Genomic DNA, 19,305 nt, shown 5'->3' with positions numbered 1-19,305 from the left:
ATGGCGCTAGACCGCTTTGGCTTTCTATTCACGGCCCTGCTGCTGACGTCAGTTTCGGTACCGGCAGCCTACGCCGATTCGCTTGAAGCCGCGCTGCTCAAAGCAGCACCAGGCGCTAACGCCAAAGTCATTGGACTGGCCGTACGCGCCACCCAATGCAGCTTGGCCCAAGGCACAGCACCTGTCCAAAGGCTTGCCGTCATCGACTACTCCCTGCCTTCGACCGAACAACGGCTATGGGTGTTCGATCTGAAAAAACGTAAATTACTGTTCCACGAACTGGTTGCCCATGGCCGCAACAGCGGCGAGAACATGGCGGTCAAGTTCTCCAACCAGAATGAAAGCTTTGCCACCAGCCTCGGCTTGTACCGCACCCAGTCGAGCTATGTCGGGCAGAACGGCTACTCCTTGCGCATGGAAGGACTGGAGCCGGGTTTCAACGACAAAGCGTTCGAGCGGGCGATCGTTATTCACGGGGCGCCCTATGTCAGTCCGGTTCTTGCCCGAACCAATGGGCGGATTGGTAGAAGCCTGGGTTGTCCGGCAGTGCGGCCGGCGATTGCGCATAAGTTGATTGATTCGATGAAGGATGGGCAGTTGTTGTTTTCTTACTATCCGGATCAGCGTTGGTTGAAGTCGTCTTCGTATATCAACTGCCGTGGCGGCACTGTAGCCGCGGCTTCAACGTCCAGTTCACGCCAATAGACACTACAACAAAGAGCGTCGATGAATGTCGCATCGCGGTGTCGGGAGTCGTGTTGCCGTTCCGGCCGATGGTGGCGGGGACGGCGGTGCTGGGTTTTCTGTTGCCTGTTGTAGCGGCAAATGCATTGCGGTGCAGTGTGGTAGTGGAGTAGGTGGCGGCGGTGTTGATTGTGGGGTTGGTGGCCTGGCTGGGGGCATTGAGTCCAGAGATGGAAGTGAGCGCGGAGTCACGCAAAGGGGCACCACTTGATATGGATCAATGACGGCCTCTTGCTCGGGACTAAGCTCAAGATAACCCCTCGGATCGGGTACACAATATGCTCTGGCTCCGCACTCACTTACCGCTGCTGATCCGCCAAGTGCTCGCACTGTGGCTGTTGGCCTTTGCGGTAGCGGCGAGCCAGGGATGCCTGAGTCTGCCGCCTCATGACCTGACCGCCGCCCATGAAATCACCCGCAGCGCCGGCCATGACGACAGTCATGAACTGCATGCCAGCGGTTGCCTGCAATACTGCGAACACAGCTCGACAGCACTGAGCCCCACCCTGCTCCTGCCCACCTTCAAACACACCCTTTGGGTCGTCCTGTTTCTGCTGCCTGCACTGATCCTGAGTGCCCGTTCCCAGACTCCGTTCGCGTTTCTCACCTTACACCGCCCGGCGCCACCCTGGCCGCCAGCACGCCTGCGCTTCGTTCGCTTCAACGATTAAAACCGTCCTCCGAGCGCCCGGAATTCCGGCCGCCCCCTTTGGCTTCGCCTCTTTAGCGCGGCTCAATAGTTCCTGTACGTCCCTGACTCACTGGAGATTGCCATGCATACGCACTTCAAAACACTCGTCGCCGCACTGCTCATCAGTAGCCCATTGGTTGCTCTGGCCGTCGACGAACATCACCCCGACACACCGCCAACCGCACCGGCCACCGCCACCGCTACCGCTACCACGCAAGACAAGGCCATGAGCGAACAGATGCAAAAAATGCAGGCGGCCCACGAAAAAATGATCGCCGCCAAAACCCCGGCCGAACGCCAGGCCGCCATGCAAGAAGGCATGGCCACGATGAAGGACAGCATGGGCATGATGCACAACCATTGCCAAGGCATGGGAATGGGCAAAGGCATGTCCCACGGCAAGGACCGCTCAAACCAGATGATGGACATGATGATGAAAATGATGGATCAGCAATCGAGCATGATGAAGATGCCGATGAGCAACTAACGTCCTTAAAGAAGCGCTTGACCTTGCCATCATGGCAGGGTCAACCATCGATCCACGTCATCACACCACCTGCCACTCACAATAAAAGAGGCTTACGCAATGAACAGCACTGAACTGCAAGTCGAAGGCATGCGCTGCGGGAGCTGCGTCAAACACATCAACGCCGCGTTGCAGCCGCTCGCGGGGGTTGGTGAAGTGACTGTCGATCTGGCGTCCGGCCGGGTCAAGGTGACTGGGGATGCCGAGAGCGATGTTCTGTTATCGGCACTGAAGGAGGCTGGGTATCCAGCAAGCGTACTGGCAGAAGACAAACATGAAGAAGGCATAAATACAAAGTCTGGCTGCGGTGGTTCAAGTTGCCGCTGTCACTGAGTCCGCCCCGGTCAGGATGACATTGAGGCCGGGGCGCATTTTGTGTGTCCAGCCCTGAAAACAGGTCAGAACGTGTCAACCTTATTGCTGAAGGGACACATCCAGCAACTGTTTGAGAGTCGGTCGGCCCTGAGCCCTGCTCTGGGCTTGCTCTTCTCACAATGCCGAGTTCTGCGAAGCCTTTGAAGACGCCGATATCGAAACAATCCCCATCATAAAGAACACCCTACCCTGCAAATCAAGTTCTACAACATTCACGACAATGACGGCGACACTCGAAAAGTGGAACGCCTTACGGAAGAGCAACGCGCGTGGATTATCGACTACTGAAAATACCATTTGGGGATCGAGACCGACCTGAAAACCCAGGATGATGTTGAGCGGCGCAGTAAAAAATAAGTACCCTCAGCCCCCACTCCATCATGGAAGCCGGATAACAATGAAGAACATAAAAAGCACGATGATGCTCGGTGGCCTGCTTGCTCTATCGTTTGCCGCTCAGGCAGAGCAATCGCATTTGGACAGCGTCATCCAACAAGGCCAACTGCGCGTGTGCACAACAGGCGACTACAAACCCTATACCTACAAAGCCGAGGACGATAAATACTCTGGCATCGACATCGCCATGGCCCGCTCGCTGGCCGACAGCCTGGGCGTCAAGGTCGAGTGGGTGCAGACCACCTGGAAAACCCTGATGCCCGACATGCTGGCAGGTAAATGCGACATCGGCGTCGGCGGGATCTCGGTCACGCTGGAACGTCAGAAAAAGGCCTTCTTCAGCACCACACTGGACGTCGACGGTAAAATCCCGCTGGTGCGCTGCGAAGATCAGGCGTTGTACCAGACCGTCGAGCAAATCAACCAGCCTTCGGTTCGCCTGGTCGAACCGGCCGGTGGCACCAACGAGGCGTTTGTTCACGCGTTTCTGCCCAAGGCGCAGTTGCGCCTTCACGACAACGTGACCATCTTCCAGGAGCTGCTGGACAAGCAGGCTGACGTGATGATCACCGATGCCTCGGAAGCGCTGTATCAGCAGAAACTCAAACCCGGTTTGTGCGCGGTGAACCCGACGCAATTCATGCAGTATGGCGAGAAGGCATACTTGCTGCCCCGGGACGACATCACTTGGAAATTGTATGTCGATCAGTGGTTGCACCTGGCCAAGGTGACGGGTAATTACCAAAAAGTCCTCGGTCAATGGTTGGCGACGCCCGAGCCTAAATAGCCGCCACGTACACAATCCATGTAGCAGCTGGCGAAGCCTGCGTCCGGCTGCGCAGCAGTCGCCCTTCAAAGACAACGCAACGGCAGAAACACCCAAGCCGTTGCGTCACACCTCAATCGTCGTGCAACAACCCCGAGGTGTACTCACTGAAACTGCTACCGATTGCGCTCCCACCGAAGCTTAACTTGTTGGCGTTGTTGGGACTGCGTGCGCGGGAGACCTTAGGATCTGCCGGTTTCTCCATTGCCCGGTTCGCCAACCCGCGTACGGCTACCACCCATTCGTTTGGCGACGTCTGAGTTGTAGTTCTCTCAAATTAATGGAGTTCCACATGAACGTATGTATGGCTTTAACCAGGAACGTCGATGACCTTCCCTCGCTGTATGTAAATACCACCCAACCGCTGCACTCACTGCTTAGCACCGCTCGCTACCGAATTGGCGCGGTAACGCAGATCCTGGAAAACCTCGCGATGCGCGGCGACATCACCACGGACTCGGTGATCCTCAGCGACTTCGCATTGCTTTGCTGCATACCCTTGCGCGATGGCTGCGATGTATTGGATGCTGAACCGTCCTGACGTCACAACGGGGCGCCCTCCTCGAACGCCCCTTCGGACTCATGGAAGCTGCCAACAAAAAGAAGCTTCGTAAAAAATGGGGACAGATTGTTTTACTCGTAGCGATCCAGTCGATTTCCTTCTACGTCGTTGCTCAGATGCCCTGAACAATCGCAACAAGGCTTGCCTAAGCCCTGCAAGCCCAACCCTGTTAAACTCCCCACCTCCCAGCCCCACCCATCTCAGAACCGCCAATGCCCCCAATCACCGCCACACCCGCCCCGCTCTCCCGCCGCTTCTCCGTCGCCCCGATGATGGATTGGACTGATAGGCATTGCCGGTTTTTCCTGCGCCTACTCTCCAAGCACGCGCTCCTCTACACTGAAATGGTCACCACCGGCGCGCTCCTCAACGGCGACCACGACCGCTTCCTGCGTCACAACGAAGCCGAACACCCGCTCGCCCTGCAACTCGGCGGCAGTGTGCCGCTGGACCTGGCGATGTGCGCGCGCATGGCGCAGGAGCACGGTTACGACGAGGTGAATCTGAATGTCGGCTGCCCGAGTGATCGGGTGCAGAACAATATGATCGGTGCGTGCCTGATGGGACATCCGCAGTTGGTGGCTGATTGTGTGAAGGCGATGCGCGATGCGGTGTCGATTCCGGTGACGGTGAAGCATCGGATCGGGATTAATGGGCGGGACAGTTACGAGGAGTTGTGTGATTTCGTCGGCACGGTTCGGGATGCCGGGTGCACGAGTTTTACGGTGCATGCGCGGATTGCGATTCTGGAGGGGTTGTCGCCGAAGGAGAATCGCGACATTCCGCCCCTGCGCTATGACGTGGCGGCGCGGTTGAAGACGGATTTTCCGGAGCTGGAGATTATTCTCAACGGCGGGATCAAGACACTGGAAGCCTGTCACGAGCATTTGCAGACGTTCGACGGTGTGATGCTGGGGCGTGAGGCGTATCACAATCCTTATGTAATGGCTGAGGTGGATCAGCAACTGTTCGGCAGCACTTCGCCGGTGATCAGCCGGGCCGAGGCGCTGGCGCAGTTGCGGCCTTATATAGCAGCGCACATCGATGCGGGCGGCTCGATGCACCACATCACTCGGCATGTACTGGGACTGGGCACCGGGTTTCCGGGGGCGCGCAAGTTTCGGCAGTTGTTGTCGGTGGATATTCATAAGGCCAAGGAGCCTTTGGTGTTGCTGGATCAGGCGGCAGAGTTGCTTGAGGGCCGTTAGCGGTCGCTTGGGTTGAACCTGTGGTCTGATTTGGCATCGTATTTACCGATACCGCGCCCCGCCTTTCAAACAGCCGTTTTCAGGTTGTTGCCGCTGGGGCCATCGATACGTACACGCACCCTTGAGTGGCTGACAGCGCTCGGGTAATGTCATTAGACCCATAGGACAGAGCACGCCCATGACTTCCAAGCTGGAACAACTCAAACAAATGACCACCGTGGTCGCCGACACCGGCGACTTCGAAGCTATCGCTCGCGTTAAACCCGTGGACGCTACCACCAACCCTTCCCTGCTGCTCAAAGCGGCGGCCATTTCCGGTTATGCCGAGTTGCTGAACGCATGCGTCAGTGACTGCAAGGGCGATGTTGGCCTGGCCAGCGACCGTTTTGGCGTTGCGGTCGGGCTAGAAATTCTGAAAGTGATCCCTGGTCGTATTTCCACCGAAGTGGATGCGCGCCTGTCGTTCGACACTGACGCCGTATTGAAGCGTGCGCACCGTCTGGTCGACTTGTACGACAAGGCCGGCATTGGTCGTGACCGCGTGCTGATCAAGATCGCTTCCACCTGGGAAGGCATCCGTGCCGCCGAGACGCTGGAAAAGGAAGGCATCCAGACCAACCTGACGTTGCTGTTCTCGTTCGCTCAGGCTGCGGCGTGTGCTGATGCAGGGGTGTTCCTGATTTCGCCGTTCGTGGGTCGTATCTACGACTGGTTCAAGAAGGCCAATGGCAACGACTACACCGGCGCGGATGATCCGGGTGTGCAGTCGGTGACGCGGATCTACAACTACTACAAGGCCAATGACTACAAGACTGTGGTCATGGGCGCGAGCTTCCGCAACCTGAATCAGATCGAGCAGCTGGCGGGTTGTGACCGTCTGACCATCAGCCCGGATTTGATTGATAAGCTGGCGACGGATACTGGCAAGCTGGAACGCAAATTGGCGCCAGGTCATGCCGGTGAAACACGTTTGAGCCTGAATGAAGCGCAGTTCCGTTGGTTGTCCAACGAGGACGCGATGGCGACCGAGAAACTGGCTGAGGGTATTCGTCAGTTCGCTCGCGACCAGGAAAAGCTTGAGGCGTTGTTGCAAGCCAAGTTGTGATCTAGTTCATAGCAATGCAAAAAGGGCGAACCCTCACAGGTTCGCCCTTTTTTGTGCACCATTTTTGGGTCTGCTTCGCAGTCCAGCGGGACGGTGCGGCGTTCCGACAAGCTCCCTCGCCACAGGATCAGTGACGCTCGAGGGCGTTCACCAGATCATGGAATGCTTCACGATTGGAGTCGTTGAGGCCCATGAGGATCTTGTGTGCTTCGAGCACTTTGATCCGCACCACTTCTTCGGACTGATCCTGGTCCGGCAGGTCGGTCAGGCACTCAGGGCACGGGATCGGGCGGTCAACGATGTTGAACACCTGCTCGAAGCCCATGGACTGCAGCAGACGGGTGATGTCTTCGTGAGTGGTGACGACGGTCGGCAGCAAGCCGACCTTTTGCCGCGACAGGATCGACAGTTTGGCCAAAAGGCCAAGGGTGGTGCTGTCGATGCTGCGGGTTTCGGTCAGGTCGATCACGATCGCATTGAAGTTCAACGCCGTGAAGATCCGCTCAATAGTCGCATCCAACGCCGAACACAGGGTCAGGCGAACTTCACCGACGAACTTCAGGACGAAGGTGCCATCCTGCTCGGCGAACTGGATTCTACCGGTACTCATTAAAGATTCCTGCTCAACACCAACAGGGCGATATCATCCGGCATCTCCCCTAGCGTGGCCAATCCAAAAACCTGCCGCAGCCCATCCAGGGTGCCGCCCGCAGCCTTGACCCGTTGGGGCAACGCCGCTTCTTTCTCTTTGAGTGTAGGTTCTGGCAAAAGGTCCAGAATGCCATCAGACATCAGCGTCAGGCTGAACGTCGGTGGCAATTCCATTACGTGGTCTTCGTAGGTGGCTTCATTGAAGAGGCCCACCGGCAGACCACGACCGTCCAGATAACGAACACTGTCTGGCGTGTACAACACAGGCAACGGCAAATGACCGCCGATGCTATAGGTCAACAAACCTGTCTCCTCGTCGATGACACCACCGACCATTGTGACGTGTTTACCCAGCTTACAACTGATCAGGCCTCGGTTGATATGACCAAGGACCTCTGAAGGCTTGAATTCCGGCAATGTGCCGCTGCGCTTGGATTCGAACAGCAAGCGCGTGGTCATGAACTTCAACAGCACGGTAACGAAGGCTGAAGAGGCGCCATGACCGGAAACGTCCGCCAGGTAGAAGGCTACCCGACGCTCGTCGACCCGAAAGTAGTCAACGAAATCACCCGACAGGTACAGCGATGGGATGATCTGGTGCGCAAACTGGAACTCGTCGATGGTCCAGGGACTGACCGGCAGCATGTTCATCTGCACCTGGCGACCGGCGTTCTGGTCTTCCTGGAGCAGGTTCAGGCTGGCGGCGAGCTCACGATTGGCCTCTTCCAGCTTCTCGCGGTAGCGCTGGTTTTCCAGCAGCAGGCGCGCACGATCCAGGGCCCGGCGAACAGAATGCTCGAGCACGGCAAGATCTTCGAGAGGCTTGATCAGGTAGTCCGCCGCGCCCAGGCGCAAGGCCTCGACCGCGTCGTTCATCACGCCGGCACCCGAAACCACGATCACCGGGGTTTGTGGCGACAGCTCGGTGACCTGGCGAATGAGTTCGAGCCCGCCCATCTGCGGCATACGCAGATCGCAGATGACCAAGTCGGGCTTGTCTTTCTCGAATACCTGAAGACCCTGCTGGCCATTGCTGGCCTGCAGGACACTGAAACCACTGTCTTCCAAGTAGGCCGCGAGGCTCGCGCGCACTACTTCGTCATCATCGATTATCAGCAGCGTGGCACTGGTTTTTGGCATGTGGGCAAACGGCGCCAGAATTAGGTTGGCGTAGCAGGCAGGGGCTTTGTCCCGGCTCACACTACTGGATTCGCTTTCTAGCCTCTCTACTGCACTGTTTTCGAGCGTTTGCCCTACACACAGGCACACCAGAGGTGCCCTTCTAAGGCGCAGACGGTACTCCCATCCGCGGGGCGTTTCAAGCTCACGCCGATGGTCGCTTGACGTCTTTCCATTTCAAATCACCGGGAGTTATAAAAACAGGCAAAACCGTAACCTAATGGAAGGTTAGAACCCATGCGTCAAACCGGTCCCGGAGGCCCAACGAAAGAAGGCGGCCAACTGGCCGCCTTCTTGGGTTTACCGGTAGAGATCAAAAATCGTCTTCAATCTGGCCGTCTTTGACTTTGAATTCGCGGTTCTGCAAGTACGCATTGCGGATGAAGGTGTACTTGTCGCCACTGATCAGCTTCTCGGCCGACAACAGGCTGGCACGGGTATCGACAATGTTCAGGCCGAAGATCGAGTTACGCACGGGCACGTCGTGGATATACGGGTACGGGCCGGTATAGCCGTCGACATACTTGGACGGCGCGTCACGTAGCGTGCTTGGCCCCAACAACGGCAACATCACATACGGGCCGCTACCCACACCCCAGTAGCCGAGTGTCTGGCCGAAGTCTTCGTCACTGCGTTGCAGGCCCATTTTGGTGCCCACGTCGATGAAGCCCAGCAGGCCGAAGGTGGTGTTGAAGATCAAGCGTGCGGTGTCGACGCCAGCGGCGGCCGGTTTGGCCTGCAAGATGTTGTTGGCAAGGTTGGTGACATCACCGACGTTGCGGAACATGTTGTGAATACCGTCTTCAAGAAACTGTGGCGTCACGAACTGATAGCCTTGCGCCAAAGGCTTCAGTGCATAGGTATCGACAACGTCGTTGAACGTGTAGATCGGGCGGTTGATGCTTTCCCAAGGGTCGTCTTCCGAGGCTGCCTGGGCAACGAACGGAACCAGCAGTACGCTGGCAAACACACAAAGCTGAGCTAGATGATTGCTCCAGCGCATAGAAAACTCCTTGGATTGTACTGTCGCGGGCGCTTGGCCCAAGCGTGAAGCTGGCTAGTATAAGACGGAAAAGCCGCCTAAGGCAGCACCGTGCGAGGCAACCTTCAGATCATTCGCGATGATTGTGAGCGATTCACATCAGTGTCACTCAACTGTCACCGTCGCCCCCTAGCCTTGAGGCTATTTCAGGGATGTTGATATGCCGCACGCTGAAACATTGCCCCACATTGCGCCCAGCCTGACCGCCGTCCTGTTCGGCCTCAGTGGTTGCCTGGTGGATTTCGGCGCACGCACGCGCACGCAAAGCAGCCACTCTGCCGTGCACGCCGAAGCCACGCCCGGTGCGCTGGATAGCCTGCGCAGCTTGCAGCATCAGCAGATTCCCTGTGCCTGGCTCGATGAGCTCCCCCCTGCCCTCAGCCATTCCCTGGCCGTCGCATTGCCTTCATGGATCAAACCCTCGCAACACCCCGAAACAAACAATCCATGGCCGGCGCCGCACGCCTGCTGGCAAGCCTTGATGACGTTGAATGTCGAACGACTGGAGGGTTGCGTACTGGTCAGCGGCGAACCGCGATTGCTGCAAGCGGGGCTCAATGCCGGGTTGTGGACGATTGGGCTGGCGTCCTGCGGCTCGCTCTGCGGCCTGGCGCCCAACGACTGGCAGGCGCTGACTCAGCAGGAACGGGAATTCAAACGCGGAAAGGCAACGGTGCAACTGTTCGGTCTGGGTGTGCATTCGGTGATCGATCACCTCGGTGAACTTGACACTTGCCTGGCAGATATCAGCCTGCGCCGACTCAAGGGCGAAAAGCCCTGATGGAGATCATGCAGGTTGCACGCAAGTGGATTAATCTAAGGGTCAAGCCATAGACCTTTGGCGTGCTGCTGCGGTCTATGCCAGTGCCTATCGATAAAAGGAAGAACGCCATGCCTGCCCGCGAACTGCAACAACAGCTCAATACTCTGCGCGAGCAATTGGAACAGAATCCACCGCTGACCGAGGCCGAGCGCGAAGACCTGCACTTGCTGATGCAACAGATCGAACTGGAGCTTGATCTCGAAACCAAAACCAAGGACTCCAGCCTCGCCGACAATGTGAACCTGGCCGTCGATCGCTTCGAAATCGAACACCCGACCCTTGCCGGCACCTTGCGCAACATCGTGCAAGCGCTGGGCAATATGGGAATCTGAACCCGCCAAATGTAAAAAAGCCCCGCTAGTGATAGCGGGGCTTTTTTGCTCTTACTGGCGGACCAGCCGATCGTTCGGCAACTGCACTTCTTCAGTGCTGCGATACGGGTTGATGTCCAACCCACCGCGCCGCACATACCGCGCATACACCGTCAATTTCTCCGGTTTCAGCAACCGTTGCAGGTCGAGGAAAATCCGCTCCACGCACTGCTCGTGGAAGTCGGAGTGCTGACGGAAGCTCACGATGTATTCCAGCAAACTCGCGTGATCCAGCGCCGCGCCACGGTATTCCACCGCCACGCTGCCCCAGTCCGGCTGACGGGTGACCGGGCAGTTGGATTTGAGCAAATGACTGTGCACGCTCTCCTCCACAATGCGCGATTCATCGCAACGCAGCAGTTCCGGACGCGGTTGCTCATAGTTGCTGACGCTGATATCCAGATCATCAATGCACACACCCGGTAACGCCACAACGCCTTCGGCCTCGACGTCCTTGAGCCTGCGAATCCGCACGCCGACCGGTTTACCGGCCGCGGCCGACAGGTCTTTGACCAGCGTCGATTCAAGGCTTGCAGTGTCGGCAAACGGCGTCTGGTTCAGGGAGTTGAGATACAGCTTGAACGACTTCGACTCGATGATATTCGGTGAATCCGCCGGGATGCTGAATTCGCCAATGGCCACCACTGGCTTGCCCGAAGGCAATAGCCACGACAATTCGAAGCAGTTCCAGAAATCCACGCCTTTGTAGGGCAGGGTTTCAGCCGTCAGGCCCAGTTCGGCCCATTTCGCGGTGCGCGGGATCGGGAACAGCAACGACGGTGTGTAGGTGGCGATGTATTCGCTGGATTTGCCCAGCGGCGAGTGTTCGGCTGCGGGATGCATGGCGGAAACCTGACTGAAGAATCAGCGGATTCTACCAGCCTTTGCTCCCGCCTTTGAGTGCTTACTGACTGACAGTCAACTTGCCGACCATCCCGGTCTGGTAAGGACCGGAGATGTTGCAGGAAAATTCCAGGTTGGTGGCCTTGGTGAAGGTCCAGGTCAGCTCGGCGGTCAACGACATGTTGTACCTGGCCAAGGCCGACCACGGGTTGTTGATGCCCAGCGCGAACCGCTGGAGCTGACGGAAGAAGCGGAAAAGCAAGCCAAAGGATTGAGCGTGACGATTGAGAACAGTGGAGACGGAATTGACGGGGCGTTGCTGCCGCGTTTATTTGATCGCTTCTACCGGGCAGATTCGTTGCGAGTCGGATAACGGGTGGACGCGGTTTGTAATTGAAATGCCGAAGGGGGATTGAGGCCTGCAGGCCTCATTCCCACGCAGAGCGTGGGAATGATCATATAGCGGCGTAACGGCTTACGAATACCGCAACGCGTGAGCCGGCTCGATCTTCGCCGCACGCCATGCCGGGTAAACGGTGGCGAGGAAGCTCAGAATGAAACCCGCCGAGCAGATCAACAACACATCCCCGCCCTGCAGTTCAGATGGCAAGTTACTGACGAAGTACACGTCGGAACTGAAGATGTGCTGCCCACTGACCCGCTCCATCCAGCCGACCAGTTCACTGACATTCAGCGCCGCAACCACGCCGAGCACACCGCCGATCAAGGTGCCGACAATCCCGATCACCGTGCCCTGGACCATGAAGATCGCCATGATTTGCCCCGGCGTGGCACCAATGGTGCGCAGGATCGCGATGTCCGCGCCCTTGTCGTTCACCACCATGATCAGGGTTGCAATGATGTTGAACGCCGCCACCGCGACGATCATCAGCAACAGCAGGCCGATCATGGTTTTTTCCATTTTCATCGCGCTGAACAGACTGCCCTGAGTGTGGGTCCAGTCGTCAGCCTTGTAAGCGGTGCCCAGCCCGCCAGCAATATCGCTGGAAACCTTCGGCGCCGCGTACAAATCCTTCACCGCCAGACGCACGCTTTGCACCTGATTCGGCGCCCAGTGCTGCATCTGCGCGGCATCGGCCACGTGGATCAGCGCCATGGAACCGTCCAGTTCGGCGCCGACCTTGAACACGCCGACCACGTTCAACCGCTGCATGCGCGGGGTGATGCCGCCCGGTGCGTTGCTGATTTCCGGCACGATCAGGGTGATCTTGTCGCCGACGTTCAAGCGGAAGCGGCGTGCCGTGATCTCGCCGACCACCACGCCAAACTCACCGGGTTTCAAGGCATCGAGACGGCCCTGAACAATGTGCTGGGCGACGATCGATACCTTGCCTTCCAGCGCCGGATCAACGCCGCTGACCTGGATCGGCTGCATCGTCCCCTTGTAGGACAGCATGCCTTCCATCTCGGTGAACGGCACGGCGGCCGTCACTTCAGGATTCTTCATGGCCGCAGCGGCGACGGGCTGCCAATTATCGATCGGATTGACGCCGACGATCGTCGCGTGAGGCACCATGCCGAGGATCCGCGAGCTCATTTCGCGCTGGAAGCCGTTCATCACCGACAGCACCACGATCATCGCCAGCACGCCCAGGGCGAGGCCGATCATCGAGGTCATCGAGATGAAGGAAACAAAGCGATTGCGGCGCTTGGCGCGGGTATAGCGCGTGCCGATAAAGATCGATAACGGTCTGAACATTCGCTGGGGCACCGTATAAAAATAAAAGACCCGACGCACTTTTCAGCACGCCGGGTTTTGGTCAATCAGATGGGCGTCAGGCAACCTTCCTGCAAATGCAGGACGCGATCCATCTGGCGAGCCAGGTTCATGTCGTGAGTCACCACCAGGAACGCCGTGCGCATCGAGGTGCTGAGTTCCAGCATCAAATCCTGAATACCCTGGGCGGTGTGTGAGTCGAGGTTGCCGGTCGGTTCGTCGAGCATCACCAGGCCTGGCTTGTTCACCAGGGCGCGGGCGATGGCCACACGCTGGCGTTCGCCACCGGACAGTTCCGAAGGCTTGTGTTCCAGGCGATGGCCCAGCCCTACCCGCTCCAGCAACGCGGTGGCACGCTGACGTGCTTCGGGGATCGCGGTTTTGCCGATCAGCAGCGGCATGCAGACGTTTTCCAGTGCGGTGAACTCGGGCAGCAAGTGATGGAACTGGTACACGAAGCCGAGGGAACGGTTACGCAGCAGGCCACGGTTCTTCTCGCTCAGTGCCGAGAGTTCTTCGCCGTCGAGCCAGACGCTGCCCTTGGTCGGCGTATCAAGGCCGCCCAGCAGATTGAGCAACGTACTTTTGCCCGAACCCGAGGTGCCGATAATCGCCACGCGCTCACCCGGATGCAGTTCCAGTTGCAGACCCGCCAGAACCTCAACCGACTCCGGGCCTTCCTCGTAGGATTTGCCCAGGTTGCGGCAGCTCAAGATTGCTTTATCACTCATGCCCGACTCACTCATAACGTAGCGCCTCCGCAGGCTGGGTGCGCGCGGCACGCCAGGCTGGATATAGGGTGGCGAGGAAACTCAGGACCAACGCGGCGGCGCAGACCATCAACACATCCTGGCTCTGCACTTGCGACGGCAGGTAATCGATGAAGTACACGTCGGCGTTCAGGAACTTGTGCCCGATCAGGCCTTCGAGGGCCGAGATCGCGGCGCTAACGTTCAGCGCGGCGAAGATCCCGACCACGGCGCCGATCAGCGTACCGATCACACCAATGACCGTACCCTGGACCATGAAGATCGCCATGATCTGCCCCGGCGTGGAGCCAAGGGTGCGCAAAATCGCGATGTCGCCCTTCTTGTCGTTCACCACCATCACCAGTGTGGAAATAATGTTGAACGCAGCGACGGCGACGATCAGCAGCAACAGCAAACCGATCATGGCTTTTTCCATGCGGATCGCTTGATACAGATTGCCGTGGCTGCGCGTCCAGTCGCGGGCATAGAAATGGTCTTCGCCGAGTTGCTGGGCGATGCTCCACGCCACGCGTGGTGCCTGGAACAGGTCGTCGAACTTCAGGCGAATGCCCTGGACCTGATCCGGCTTCCAGCGATGCAGCTTGGCCAGATCCTGCAGATTGGTGATGCCCAGGTAGCCGTCCAGTTCACCGGCGCCGACGTGGAAGATGCCGACCACCGTGAAGCGTTTCATGCGCGGGAACATCCCGGCCGGGGTCACGGTGACTTCAGGTGCCACAAACGTCAGCTTGTCGCCGATCGCCGCCCCCAACTTGGCCGCGGCCTTGTCGCCGATGACGATGCCGAAACTGCCCGGCGCCAGGTCGTCGAGTTTGCCCTGCTGCATGAAGTTATCGATGATCGAGACCTGGCGTTCCAGCGCAGGGTCGATGGCATTGAGCAGGACTTTGGAGACCTTGCCGTTGTTGGTCAGCAAACCCTGCATCTGGGTAAACGGCGCCACGGCCGTCACCTGCGGGTTTTGCTTGACCTTGGCGGCCAGGCTTTGCCAGTCGCTGATCGGTTCACCGGACTCGATGGTCGCGTGGGGCACCATGCCCAGCACGCGGGTGCGCATTTCATGATCGAAGCCGTTCATGACCGACAGCACAACGATCATCACGACCACGCCAAGGGCGAGTCCGATCATCGAGGTCAGGGAAATGAATGACACAAAATGATTGCGACGCTTTGCACGGGTATAACGCGTGCCAATAAATACGAAGAGAGGTCTGAACATGTCGGGGCTTGTTCGGAGGGAAAAGGAACGTCCTTGTGGCGGGGGTCGATAACCAGCTTTACACTCAGACCACCGCCGCTACCATGGGTTCGCCATGTCGACATTAGATGAAGAAGATCGCCGCGAATACTACCGTATCGAGGACACGATCGCACTGGAAATTCGGCCCCTGTCCGCTCCCGAAGCCGCAGGCCAGGAAGTGTTGCAGGATGCTTCTCCTCTGTTCAACTTGCTCAGCGAACTGCACCTGAGCGAATTCGAGTCACAGCACTTGTTGCGCCAAATCAGTGAGCGCGACCGGAACCTCGCGGCGCTCCTGAAATCTCAGAATAAACGCATCGATTTGCTGAGCCAGGTGATCGCAATCACCGTGCTCGGGCAAATCGGCGAGCCGCAGCCGGTGATCATTTCCGAAGGTGGGATCGACTTTCAGCATCCGACGCCGATTGCCGAGGGCGCACACCTGTCGGTCAAACTGGTGCTGATGCCGCAAGCCCTCGGACTGTTGCTGCGGGCTCGCGTCACCCATTGCGATCGCAAAGGCGACGGCTACGACGTCGGTACCGAGTTCGAGTACCCGACCGATGCCCAGCGCCAATTGCTGGCCCGCTACATTTTGCAGAAGCAGGCTCAGGAACGACGTCTGGCCCGCGAACAAAACGAATCAGGCATTTAATTTAAGGAAGAACCGTGACTCACATCTACGGCCATCGCGGCGCCAAGGGCGAAGCACCGGAAAACACGCTGACCAGCTTTCAGCAATGCCTCAAGCACGGCGTGCGCCGCTGCGAACTGGACCTGCACCTGGCCATGGACGGCGAGTTGATGGTCATCCACGACCCTACGCTCAAGCGCACCACCGACCGACGCGGCAAAGTCGTCGAGCACACGGCGGCCGAACTGGTGACCTACGACGCGCGAAAGGGCGGCCCGGGCTGGATCAAGCCCTGCCCGATTCCAACGCTGGAAGAACTGTTCGAGAAATGCGATTTCGAGCACTGGCAGCTGGAAGTCAAAAGCGCTTCACGCACCCGCGCCGCGACGACGGTGCTGGCTATTCGCGAAATGGCTCAGCGTTTCGGCCTGCTCGACAAGGTCACGATCACCTCGAGTTCACGCGAAGTGTTGAAAGCCGCACTGGACCTGGTGCCGGACGTGTCCCGCGGATTGGTGGCCGAGTACGCCTGGCTCGACCCGTTGAAGGTCGCGCAAAGCTATGGCTGTGAGATTCTGGCGCTGAACTGGACCCTGTGTACGCCGGAACGCCTGCAGAAGGCGCAGCGTCAAGGGCTGCATGTGTCGGTATGGACAGTCAACGAGCCCGCGCTAATGCGCAGACTCGCCGACTTCGGCGTTGACAGCCTGATTACAGACTTTCCCGGTTTGGCCAGCGCCACGCTCGAGAATTGCTGAAATCGGTCTCCCCGGCCGGCTCAGGCCACCGGCCGGAGCCGCTCAAAAAAGCCGGTTGAGGCCATCGTACGCCGCTACCCGATAGGCTTCGGCCATGGTCGGGTAGTTGAACGTCGTGTTGACGAAGTACTTCAGCGTGTTCAGTTCACCCGGCTGGTTCATGATCGCCTGACCAATGTGAACGATCTCCGACGCCTGATAACCGAAGCAGTGAACGCCAAGCACTTCCAGGGTTTCGCGGTGGAACAGAATCTTCAGCATGCCCTGAGGTTCGCCGGCGATCTGTGCACGCGCCATGCCCTTGAAGAACGCCTTGCCCACTTCGTACGGCACCTTGGCCTGAGTCAGCTCCTGCTCATTCTTGCCGATCGAGCTGATCTCCGGAATGGTATAGATGCCGGTCGGCACGTCGTTGACGAAGCGCCAGCTATTGTTGTCAACGATGCTGCCAGCGGCCGAACGACCCTGGTCGTGAGCGGCACTGGCCAGGCTCGGCCAACCAATCACGTCACCGGCGCCGTAGATATTCGGCTTGCAGGTACGGTAGGCCTCGTCGACTTCGATCTGGCCGCGGCTGTTGACCTTCACGCCGACGTTTTCCAGACCCAGCTGATCGGTGTTGCCGGTACGACCGTTGCACCAGAGCAAGGCGTCGGCCTTGATCTTCTTGCCGGATTTGAGGTGCAGGATCACACCGTTGTCCACGCCTTCGACGCGGTCGTAGTCTTCGTTGTGGCGAACCGTGATGTTGTTGTTGCTGAAGTGGTAGCTCAGGGCCTGGGAAATTTCCGAGTCGAGGAAGCTCAGCAACTGACCGCGGTTGTCCACCAGCTCAACCAGTACACCCAGACCGCTGAAGATAGAGGCGTATTCGCAACCGATCACACCGGCGCCGTAAACGATGAGTTTGCGCGGGGTGTGACCGAGGCTGAGGATGGTGTCGCTATCGTAGATACGCGGGTGGTGGAAATCGATGTCCGCCGGGCGATACGGGCGCGAACCGGTGGCGATGATGATGTGCTTGGCCACCAGTTTTTCGACCACGCCGTTGGCGCAGACCACTTCGATGGTTTGCTCGTCGGCGAAGCTGCCGGTACCGAAGAACACGTCGACGCGGTTACGGGCGTAGTAGCCGGTGCGCGAAGCAACTTGTTTGGAGATGACTTTTTCGGCGCTTTTCAACACGTCCGGGAACGAGAACCAGCGTGGCTCACCAATGGCCCGGAACATCGGGTTGGTGTTGAACTGCATGATCTGCCGGACCGAGTGACGCAGTGCCTTGGACGGGATGGTACCCAGGTGGGTGCAGTTGCCGCCGACCTGGCGACGGCTATCGACCATCGCCACCTTGCGCCCTGCTTTGGCGGCGTTCATTGCCGCGCCTTCTCCCGCCGGGCCGGAACCCAGCACCACCACGTCGTAGTTGTAGACAGCCATGCGTACTCCTCAGAACAGGCCGCGGCGCCATCGGCACCTGCGGCTAAATCACGCCGATCTGCGGCGTGAAGGAACAATTTGGGGCCAGTGCAGAACCCGGACACAGTCTATATAAGCGTCAACGCCGGGCACATTAACCCTTGGTCGCGTCGTAGGCTACTTTTGCCTGCACTACAACGCCAGTCTTCGATGCTTGAATCGCCGTCATCACTCGGTTGTTCCGCCACTCAAGCGTTCAAAAGCCTGATTGGTTCGTGTGACGAAACCTGTATCGGCACGAATCACAAAGAATGCACCGATGTCATGCGTTTCGGCATAGTCCCAACCCCTTTCGGGACCCAGAATCAGCAACAGCGTCGATAAGCCATCGGCCATCAATGCTGAAGGATGAATCACCGTGACTGACGCCAAGGTGTGTAAGACCGGTGCCCCGGTGCGGGCATCGAAGGTGTGGGAATAACGCCGACCGTCCTGCTCGAAATAGTTACGATAGTCGCCGGAGGTAGAAACGCCGTAGCCGTCGACAGCGATGATGCGCTGGGCCACTTGCTGGTCGTCGCGGGGTTCTTCCACGGCGATGCGCCACGGTGAGCCGTCAAGTTTTTTACCGGCCGCCTTGAGTTCGCCGGTGGCTTCGGCGAGGTAGTTATGGATGCCCATCCCGTCGAGTTTTGCGGCAATCGTATCGACCGCGTAACCGGCGGCGATGCTATTGAAGTCGACCTCGACGGCGGCGTCCTTGCACAGTTGATCGCCATCGATACGCAGGTGCTGGTAACCGACTCGCTGCCGCACTTCGGCCAGCGCTTGGGCCGCGGGGATTTTTTCCTCGCGAGCCTGCGGGCCGAAACCCCAGAGGTTGAGCAGAGGTTCCACGGTCAGATCGAAGGAACCTTCGCTTTGTTCCGACAGACGCTCACCGACGCGCACCAGTTTGAGGATTGGCGCGGGCATTTTCTGACAGCGGTTGGCGGGTAGATCGTTGAAGCGCTCGATGTCCGAGTCGCTGCGGTAGGTCGACATTTGTTGATCGACTTCAGCAAGGATCTTTTCGACCTGGACACGGACCTCGGCCGGGGCGGGAAGACCGGCATGGCGCAGGTACTTGATCGAATAGGTGCTGCCCATGGTCGGGCCGCCGAAGCTTTCCATGGAGTCGCCGTTTCCGCAGCCTGTCAGGGCGCCCATCAGGACCACAAAACCGCACAGCCGCCATTTCAACAATCCTGCATCCCCTGGAGAGCCCCATGACACAACGCCAAGGCTCGCCATTATGCGGTAGAAGTGTGGGAGCGAACACCGCACAAACTAAAACGCCCCGACCAAAGTCGTAATGCTGTTCACTTAAGCGGAGCAGCCTTACGGTCTACTGGAAACCGGGTTTTC

Annotated in this window: 21 protein-coding genes and 3 pseudogenes; 14 read left to right on the top strand and 10 right to left on the bottom strand. The window is 58.4% G+C overall.

Translation table 11 applies throughout. The features are described 5' to 3' along the window. The 9 genes and pseudogenes from QK293_RS12745 (at position 1) to tal (ending at position 6,433) form a co-directional block, all read left to right on the top strand. Complete coding sequence (locus tag QK293_RS12745) at positions 1–705, top strand: murein L,D-transpeptidase catalytic domain family protein (protein WP_282377633.1); 705 nt, start codon at positions 1–3, stop codon at positions 703–705. A gap of 317 nt (positions 706–1,022) precedes the next feature. Continuing rightward, entirely contained in the window at positions 1,023–1,415 is a 393-nt protein-coding gene (locus QK293_RS12740; protein ID WP_282377632.1) for a hypothetical protein, read from the top strand. Positions 1,416–1,517: 102 nt separating this feature from the next. Next, positions 1,518–1,922, top strand: coding sequence for a hypothetical protein (locus QK293_RS12735; RefSeq protein WP_282377631.1), 405 nt, complete (start codon positions 1,518–1,520; stop codon positions 1,920–1,922). A 99-nt stretch (positions 1,923–2,021) separates the two neighbouring features. Beyond that, positions 2,022–2,294, top strand: coding sequence for a heavy metal-associated domain-containing protein (locus tag QK293_RS12730; RefSeq protein WP_282377630.1), 273 nt, complete (start codon positions 2,022–2,024; stop codon positions 2,292–2,294). 136 nt (positions 2,295–2,430) lie between these two features. Further along, positions 2,431–2,693 (top strand): annotated as a pseudogene (locus QK293_RS12725) (hypothetical protein). A 40-nt stretch (positions 2,694–2,733) separates the two neighbouring features. Then, positions 2,734–3,519: a transporter substrate-binding domain-containing protein gene (locus tag QK293_RS12720; RefSeq protein WP_282377629.1), complete on the top strand. Its 786-nt coding sequence runs from the start codon at positions 2,734–2,736 to the stop codon at positions 3,517–3,519. A 331-nt stretch (positions 3,520–3,850) separates the two neighbouring features. Then, positions 3,851–4,099, top strand: a complete 249-nt coding sequence (locus QK293_RS12715; protein ID WP_282377628.1) for a short-chain dehydrogenase — start codon at positions 3,851–3,853, stop codon at positions 4,097–4,099. 233 nt (positions 4,100–4,332) lie between these two features. Continuing rightward, positions 4,333–5,328, top strand: a complete 996-nt coding sequence (gene dusA, locus QK293_RS12710) for a tRNA dihydrouridine(20/20a) synthase DusA (protein ID WP_282377627.1) — start codon at positions 4,333–4,335, stop codon at positions 5,326–5,328. A gap of 178 nt (positions 5,329–5,506) precedes the next feature. Continuing rightward, on the top strand, positions 5,507–6,433 hold the full coding sequence (gene tal / locus QK293_RS12705; RefSeq protein ID WP_282377626.1) for a transaldolase: 927 nt from the start codon (positions 5,507–5,509) through the stop codon (positions 6,431–6,433). A 127-nt stretch (positions 6,434–6,560) separates the two neighbouring features. On the opposite strand, the gene rssC is transcribed toward tal, so the two are convergent. From rssC to QK293_RS12690, 3 genes are all read right to left on the bottom strand, one after another. Next, the gene (rssC, locus tag QK293_RS12700; protein ID WP_007935262.1) at positions 6,561–7,043 is read right to left on the bottom strand and encodes an anti-sigma factor antagonist RssC; all 483 of its coding nucleotides are present in this window, start codon (positions 7,041–7,043) and stop codon (positions 6,561–6,563) included. Beyond that, complete coding sequence (gene rssB / locus QK293_RS12695) at positions 7,043–8,224, bottom strand: two-component system response regulator RssB (RefSeq protein WP_282377624.1); 1,182 nt, start codon at positions 8,222–8,224, stop codon at positions 7,043–7,045. Before rssB ends, rssC begins: the two co-directional genes overlap by 1 nt. 352 nt (positions 8,225–8,576) lie before the next feature. After that, positions 8,577–9,266, bottom strand: coding sequence for a VacJ family lipoprotein (locus tag QK293_RS12690; RefSeq protein ID WP_282377623.1), 690 nt, complete (start codon positions 9,264–9,266; stop codon positions 8,577–8,579). 199 nt (positions 9,267–9,465) lie between these two features. Here QK293_RS12690 and QK293_RS12685 point away from each other — a divergent pair, with 199 nt between their 5' ends. Together QK293_RS12685 and QK293_RS12680 are read left to right on the top strand one after the other, a co-directional pair. Then, complete coding sequence (locus tag QK293_RS12685; protein WP_282377622.1) at positions 9,466–10,086, top strand: HAD family phosphatase; 621 nt, start codon at positions 9,466–9,468, stop codon at positions 10,084–10,086. A gap of 110 nt (positions 10,087–10,196) precedes the next feature. Next, entirely contained in the window at positions 10,197–10,460 is a 264-nt protein-coding gene (locus tag QK293_RS12680) for a DUF4404 family protein (protein WP_282377621.1), read from the top strand. Positions 10,461–10,511: 51 nt separating this feature from the next. Here QK293_RS12680 and queF read toward each other — a convergent pair whose 3' ends face one another. Together queF and QK293_RS12670 are read right to left on the bottom strand one after the other, a co-directional pair. Beyond that, the gene (queF, locus tag QK293_RS12675; RefSeq protein ID WP_282377620.1) at positions 10,512–11,342 is read right to left on the bottom strand and encodes an NADPH-dependent 7-cyano-7-deazaguanine reductase QueF; all 831 of its coding nucleotides are present in this window, start codon (positions 11,340–11,342) and stop codon (positions 10,512–10,514) included. Between the two features lie 61 nt (positions 11,343–11,403). After that, a pseudogene (locus tag QK293_RS12670) lies at positions 11,404–11,511 on the bottom strand (copper-binding protein); the annotation flags it as partial. On the opposite strand from QK293_RS12670, the pseudogene QK293_RS12665 reads away from it, so the two are divergent. Then, a pseudogene (locus tag QK293_RS12665) lies at positions 11,486–11,758 on the top strand (hypothetical protein); the annotation flags it as partial. The pseudogenes QK293_RS12670 and QK293_RS12665 overlap by 26 nt on opposite strands. Before the next feature lie 59 nt (positions 11,759–11,817). Here the strand turns inward: QK293_RS12665 and QK293_RS12660 are convergent. The 3 genes from QK293_RS12660 to QK293_RS12650 all read right to left on the bottom strand — a co-directional run bounded on the left by QK293_RS12660 (position 11,818) and on the right by QK293_RS12650 (position 15,069). Continuing rightward, positions 11,818–13,062: a lipoprotein-releasing ABC transporter permease subunit gene (locus tag QK293_RS12660; protein ID WP_282377619.1), complete on the bottom strand. Its 1,245-nt coding sequence runs from the start codon at positions 13,060–13,062 to the stop codon at positions 11,818–11,820. 65 nt (positions 13,063–13,127) lie between these two features. Beyond that, a complete protein-coding gene (gene lolD / locus QK293_RS12655) occupies positions 13,128–13,811 on the bottom strand; it encodes a lipoprotein-releasing ABC transporter ATP-binding protein LolD (protein ID WP_282377618.1) in 684 nt (227 codons plus the stop codon). A 7-nt stretch (positions 13,812–13,818) separates the two neighbouring features. Then, positions 13,819–15,069 carry a lipoprotein-releasing ABC transporter permease subunit gene (locus QK293_RS12650; RefSeq protein ID WP_282377617.1) on the bottom strand — a complete coding sequence of 417 codons (1,251 nt, stop codon included), beginning with the start codon at positions 15,067–15,069 and terminating at the stop codon, positions 13,819–13,821. Between the two features lie 94 nt (positions 15,070–15,163). Between QK293_RS12650 and QK293_RS12645 the strand changes: the two genes are divergently transcribed. Further along, positions 15,164–15,745 (top strand): PilZ domain-containing protein, encoded by a 582-nt coding sequence (locus QK293_RS12645; protein WP_282377616.1) that lies wholly within the window; start codon positions 15,164–15,166, stop codon positions 15,743–15,745. 14 nt (positions 15,746–15,759) lie between these two features. After that, positions 15,760–16,482, top strand: a complete 723-nt coding sequence (locus QK293_RS12640) for a glycerophosphodiester phosphodiesterase family protein (protein WP_282377615.1) — start codon at positions 15,760–15,762, stop codon at positions 16,480–16,482. Between the two features lie 42 nt (positions 16,483–16,524). Here QK293_RS12640 and sthA read toward each other — a convergent pair whose 3' ends face one another. Both sthA and QK293_RS12630 read right to left on the bottom strand, forming a co-directional pair. Then, complete coding sequence (sthA, locus tag QK293_RS12635; protein WP_046055269.1) at positions 16,525–17,919, bottom strand: Si-specific NAD(P)(+) transhydrogenase; 1,395 nt, start codon at positions 17,917–17,919, stop codon at positions 16,525–16,527. Between the two features lie 207 nt (positions 17,920–18,126). Beyond that, a complete protein-coding gene (locus QK293_RS12630; protein ID WP_282377752.1) occupies positions 18,127–19,107 on the bottom strand; it encodes an FAD:protein FMN transferase in 981 nt (326 codons plus the stop codon). Between the last annotated feature and the right edge of the window lie 198 nt (positions 19,108–19,305).

It is taken from the genome of Pseudomonas sp. AL03 (genome assembly GCF_029960815.1).
GTDB lineage: Bacteria > Pseudomonadota > Gammaproteobacteria > Pseudomonadales > Pseudomonadaceae > Aquipseudomonas.
Note: the sequence above shows the minus strand (reverse complement) of the source record. Positions and strands in the feature narration are given on the sequence as shown.

Bases quoted from the DNA above. Each gene is read 5' to 3' on its own strand.
- QK293_RS12630 (WP_282377752.1), bottom strand. From the start codon at position 19,107: ATGGGCGCCCTGACAGGCTGCGGAAACGGCGACTCCATGGAAAGCTTC.
- QK293_RS12660 (WP_282377619.1), bottom strand. From the start codon at position 13,062: ATGTTCAGACCGTTATCGATCTTTATCGGCACGCGCTATACCCGCGCC.
- QK293_RS12730 (WP_282377630.1), top strand. From the start codon at position 2,022: ATGAACAGCACTGAACTGCAAGTCGAAGGCATGCGCTGCGGGAGCTGC.
- rssB (WP_282377624.1), bottom strand. From the start codon at position 8,224: ATGCCAAAAACCAGTGCCACGCTGCTGATAATCGATGATGACGAAGTA.
- QK293_RS12720 (WP_282377629.1), top strand. From the start codon at position 2,734: ATGAAGAACATAAAAAGCACGATGATGCTCGGTGGCCTGCTTGCTCTA.
- lolD (WP_282377618.1), bottom strand. From the start codon at position 13,811: ATGAGTGATAAAGCAATCTTGAGCTGCCGCAACCTGGGCAAATCCTAC.
- QK293_RS12690 (WP_282377623.1), bottom strand. From the start codon at position 9,266: ATGCGCTGGAGCAATCATCTAGCTCAGCTTTGTGTGTTTGCCAGCGTA.
- QK293_RS12745 (WP_282377633.1), top strand. From the start codon at position 1: ATGGCGCTAGACCGCTTTGGCTTTCTATTCACGGCCCTGCTGCTGACG.
- rssC (WP_007935262.1), bottom strand. From the start codon at position 7,043: ATGAGTACCGGTAGAATCCAGTTCGCCGAGCAGGATGGCACCTTCGTC.
- QK293_RS12740 (WP_282377632.1), top strand. From the start codon at position 1,023: ATGCTCTGGCTCCGCACTCACTTACCGCTGCTGATCCGCCAAGTGCTC.
- dusA (WP_282377627.1), top strand. From the start codon at position 4,333: ATGCCCCCAATCACCGCCACACCCGCCCCGCTCTCCCGCCGCTTCTCC.
- queF (WP_282377620.1), bottom strand. From the start codon at position 11,342: ATGCATCCCGCAGCCGAACACTCGCCGCTGGGCAAATCCAGCGAATAC.
- QK293_RS12650 (WP_282377617.1), bottom strand. From the start codon at position 15,069: ATGTTCAGACCTCTCTTCGTATTTATTGGCACGCGTTATACCCGTGCA.
- QK293_RS12685 (WP_282377622.1), top strand. From the start codon at position 9,466: ATGCCGCACGCTGAAACATTGCCCCACATTGCGCCCAGCCTGACCGCC.
- QK293_RS12680 (WP_282377621.1), top strand. From the start codon at position 10,197: ATGCCTGCCCGCGAACTGCAACAACAGCTCAATACTCTGCGCGAGCAA.
- tal (WP_282377626.1), top strand. From the start codon at position 5,507: ATGACTTCCAAGCTGGAACAACTCAAACAAATGACCACCGTGGTCGCC.
- QK293_RS12645 (WP_282377616.1), top strand. From the start codon at position 15,164: ATGTCGACATTAGATGAAGAAGATCGCCGCGAATACTACCGTATCGAG.
- QK293_RS12715 (WP_282377628.1), top strand. From the start codon at position 3,851: ATGAACGTATGTATGGCTTTAACCAGGAACGTCGATGACCTTCCCTCG.
- sthA (WP_046055269.1), bottom strand. From the start codon at position 17,919: ATGGCTGTCTACAACTACGACGTGGTGGTGCTGGGTTCCGGCCCGGCG.
- QK293_RS12735 (WP_282377631.1), top strand. From the start codon at position 1,518: ATGCATACGCACTTCAAAACACTCGTCGCCGCACTGCTCATCAGTAGC.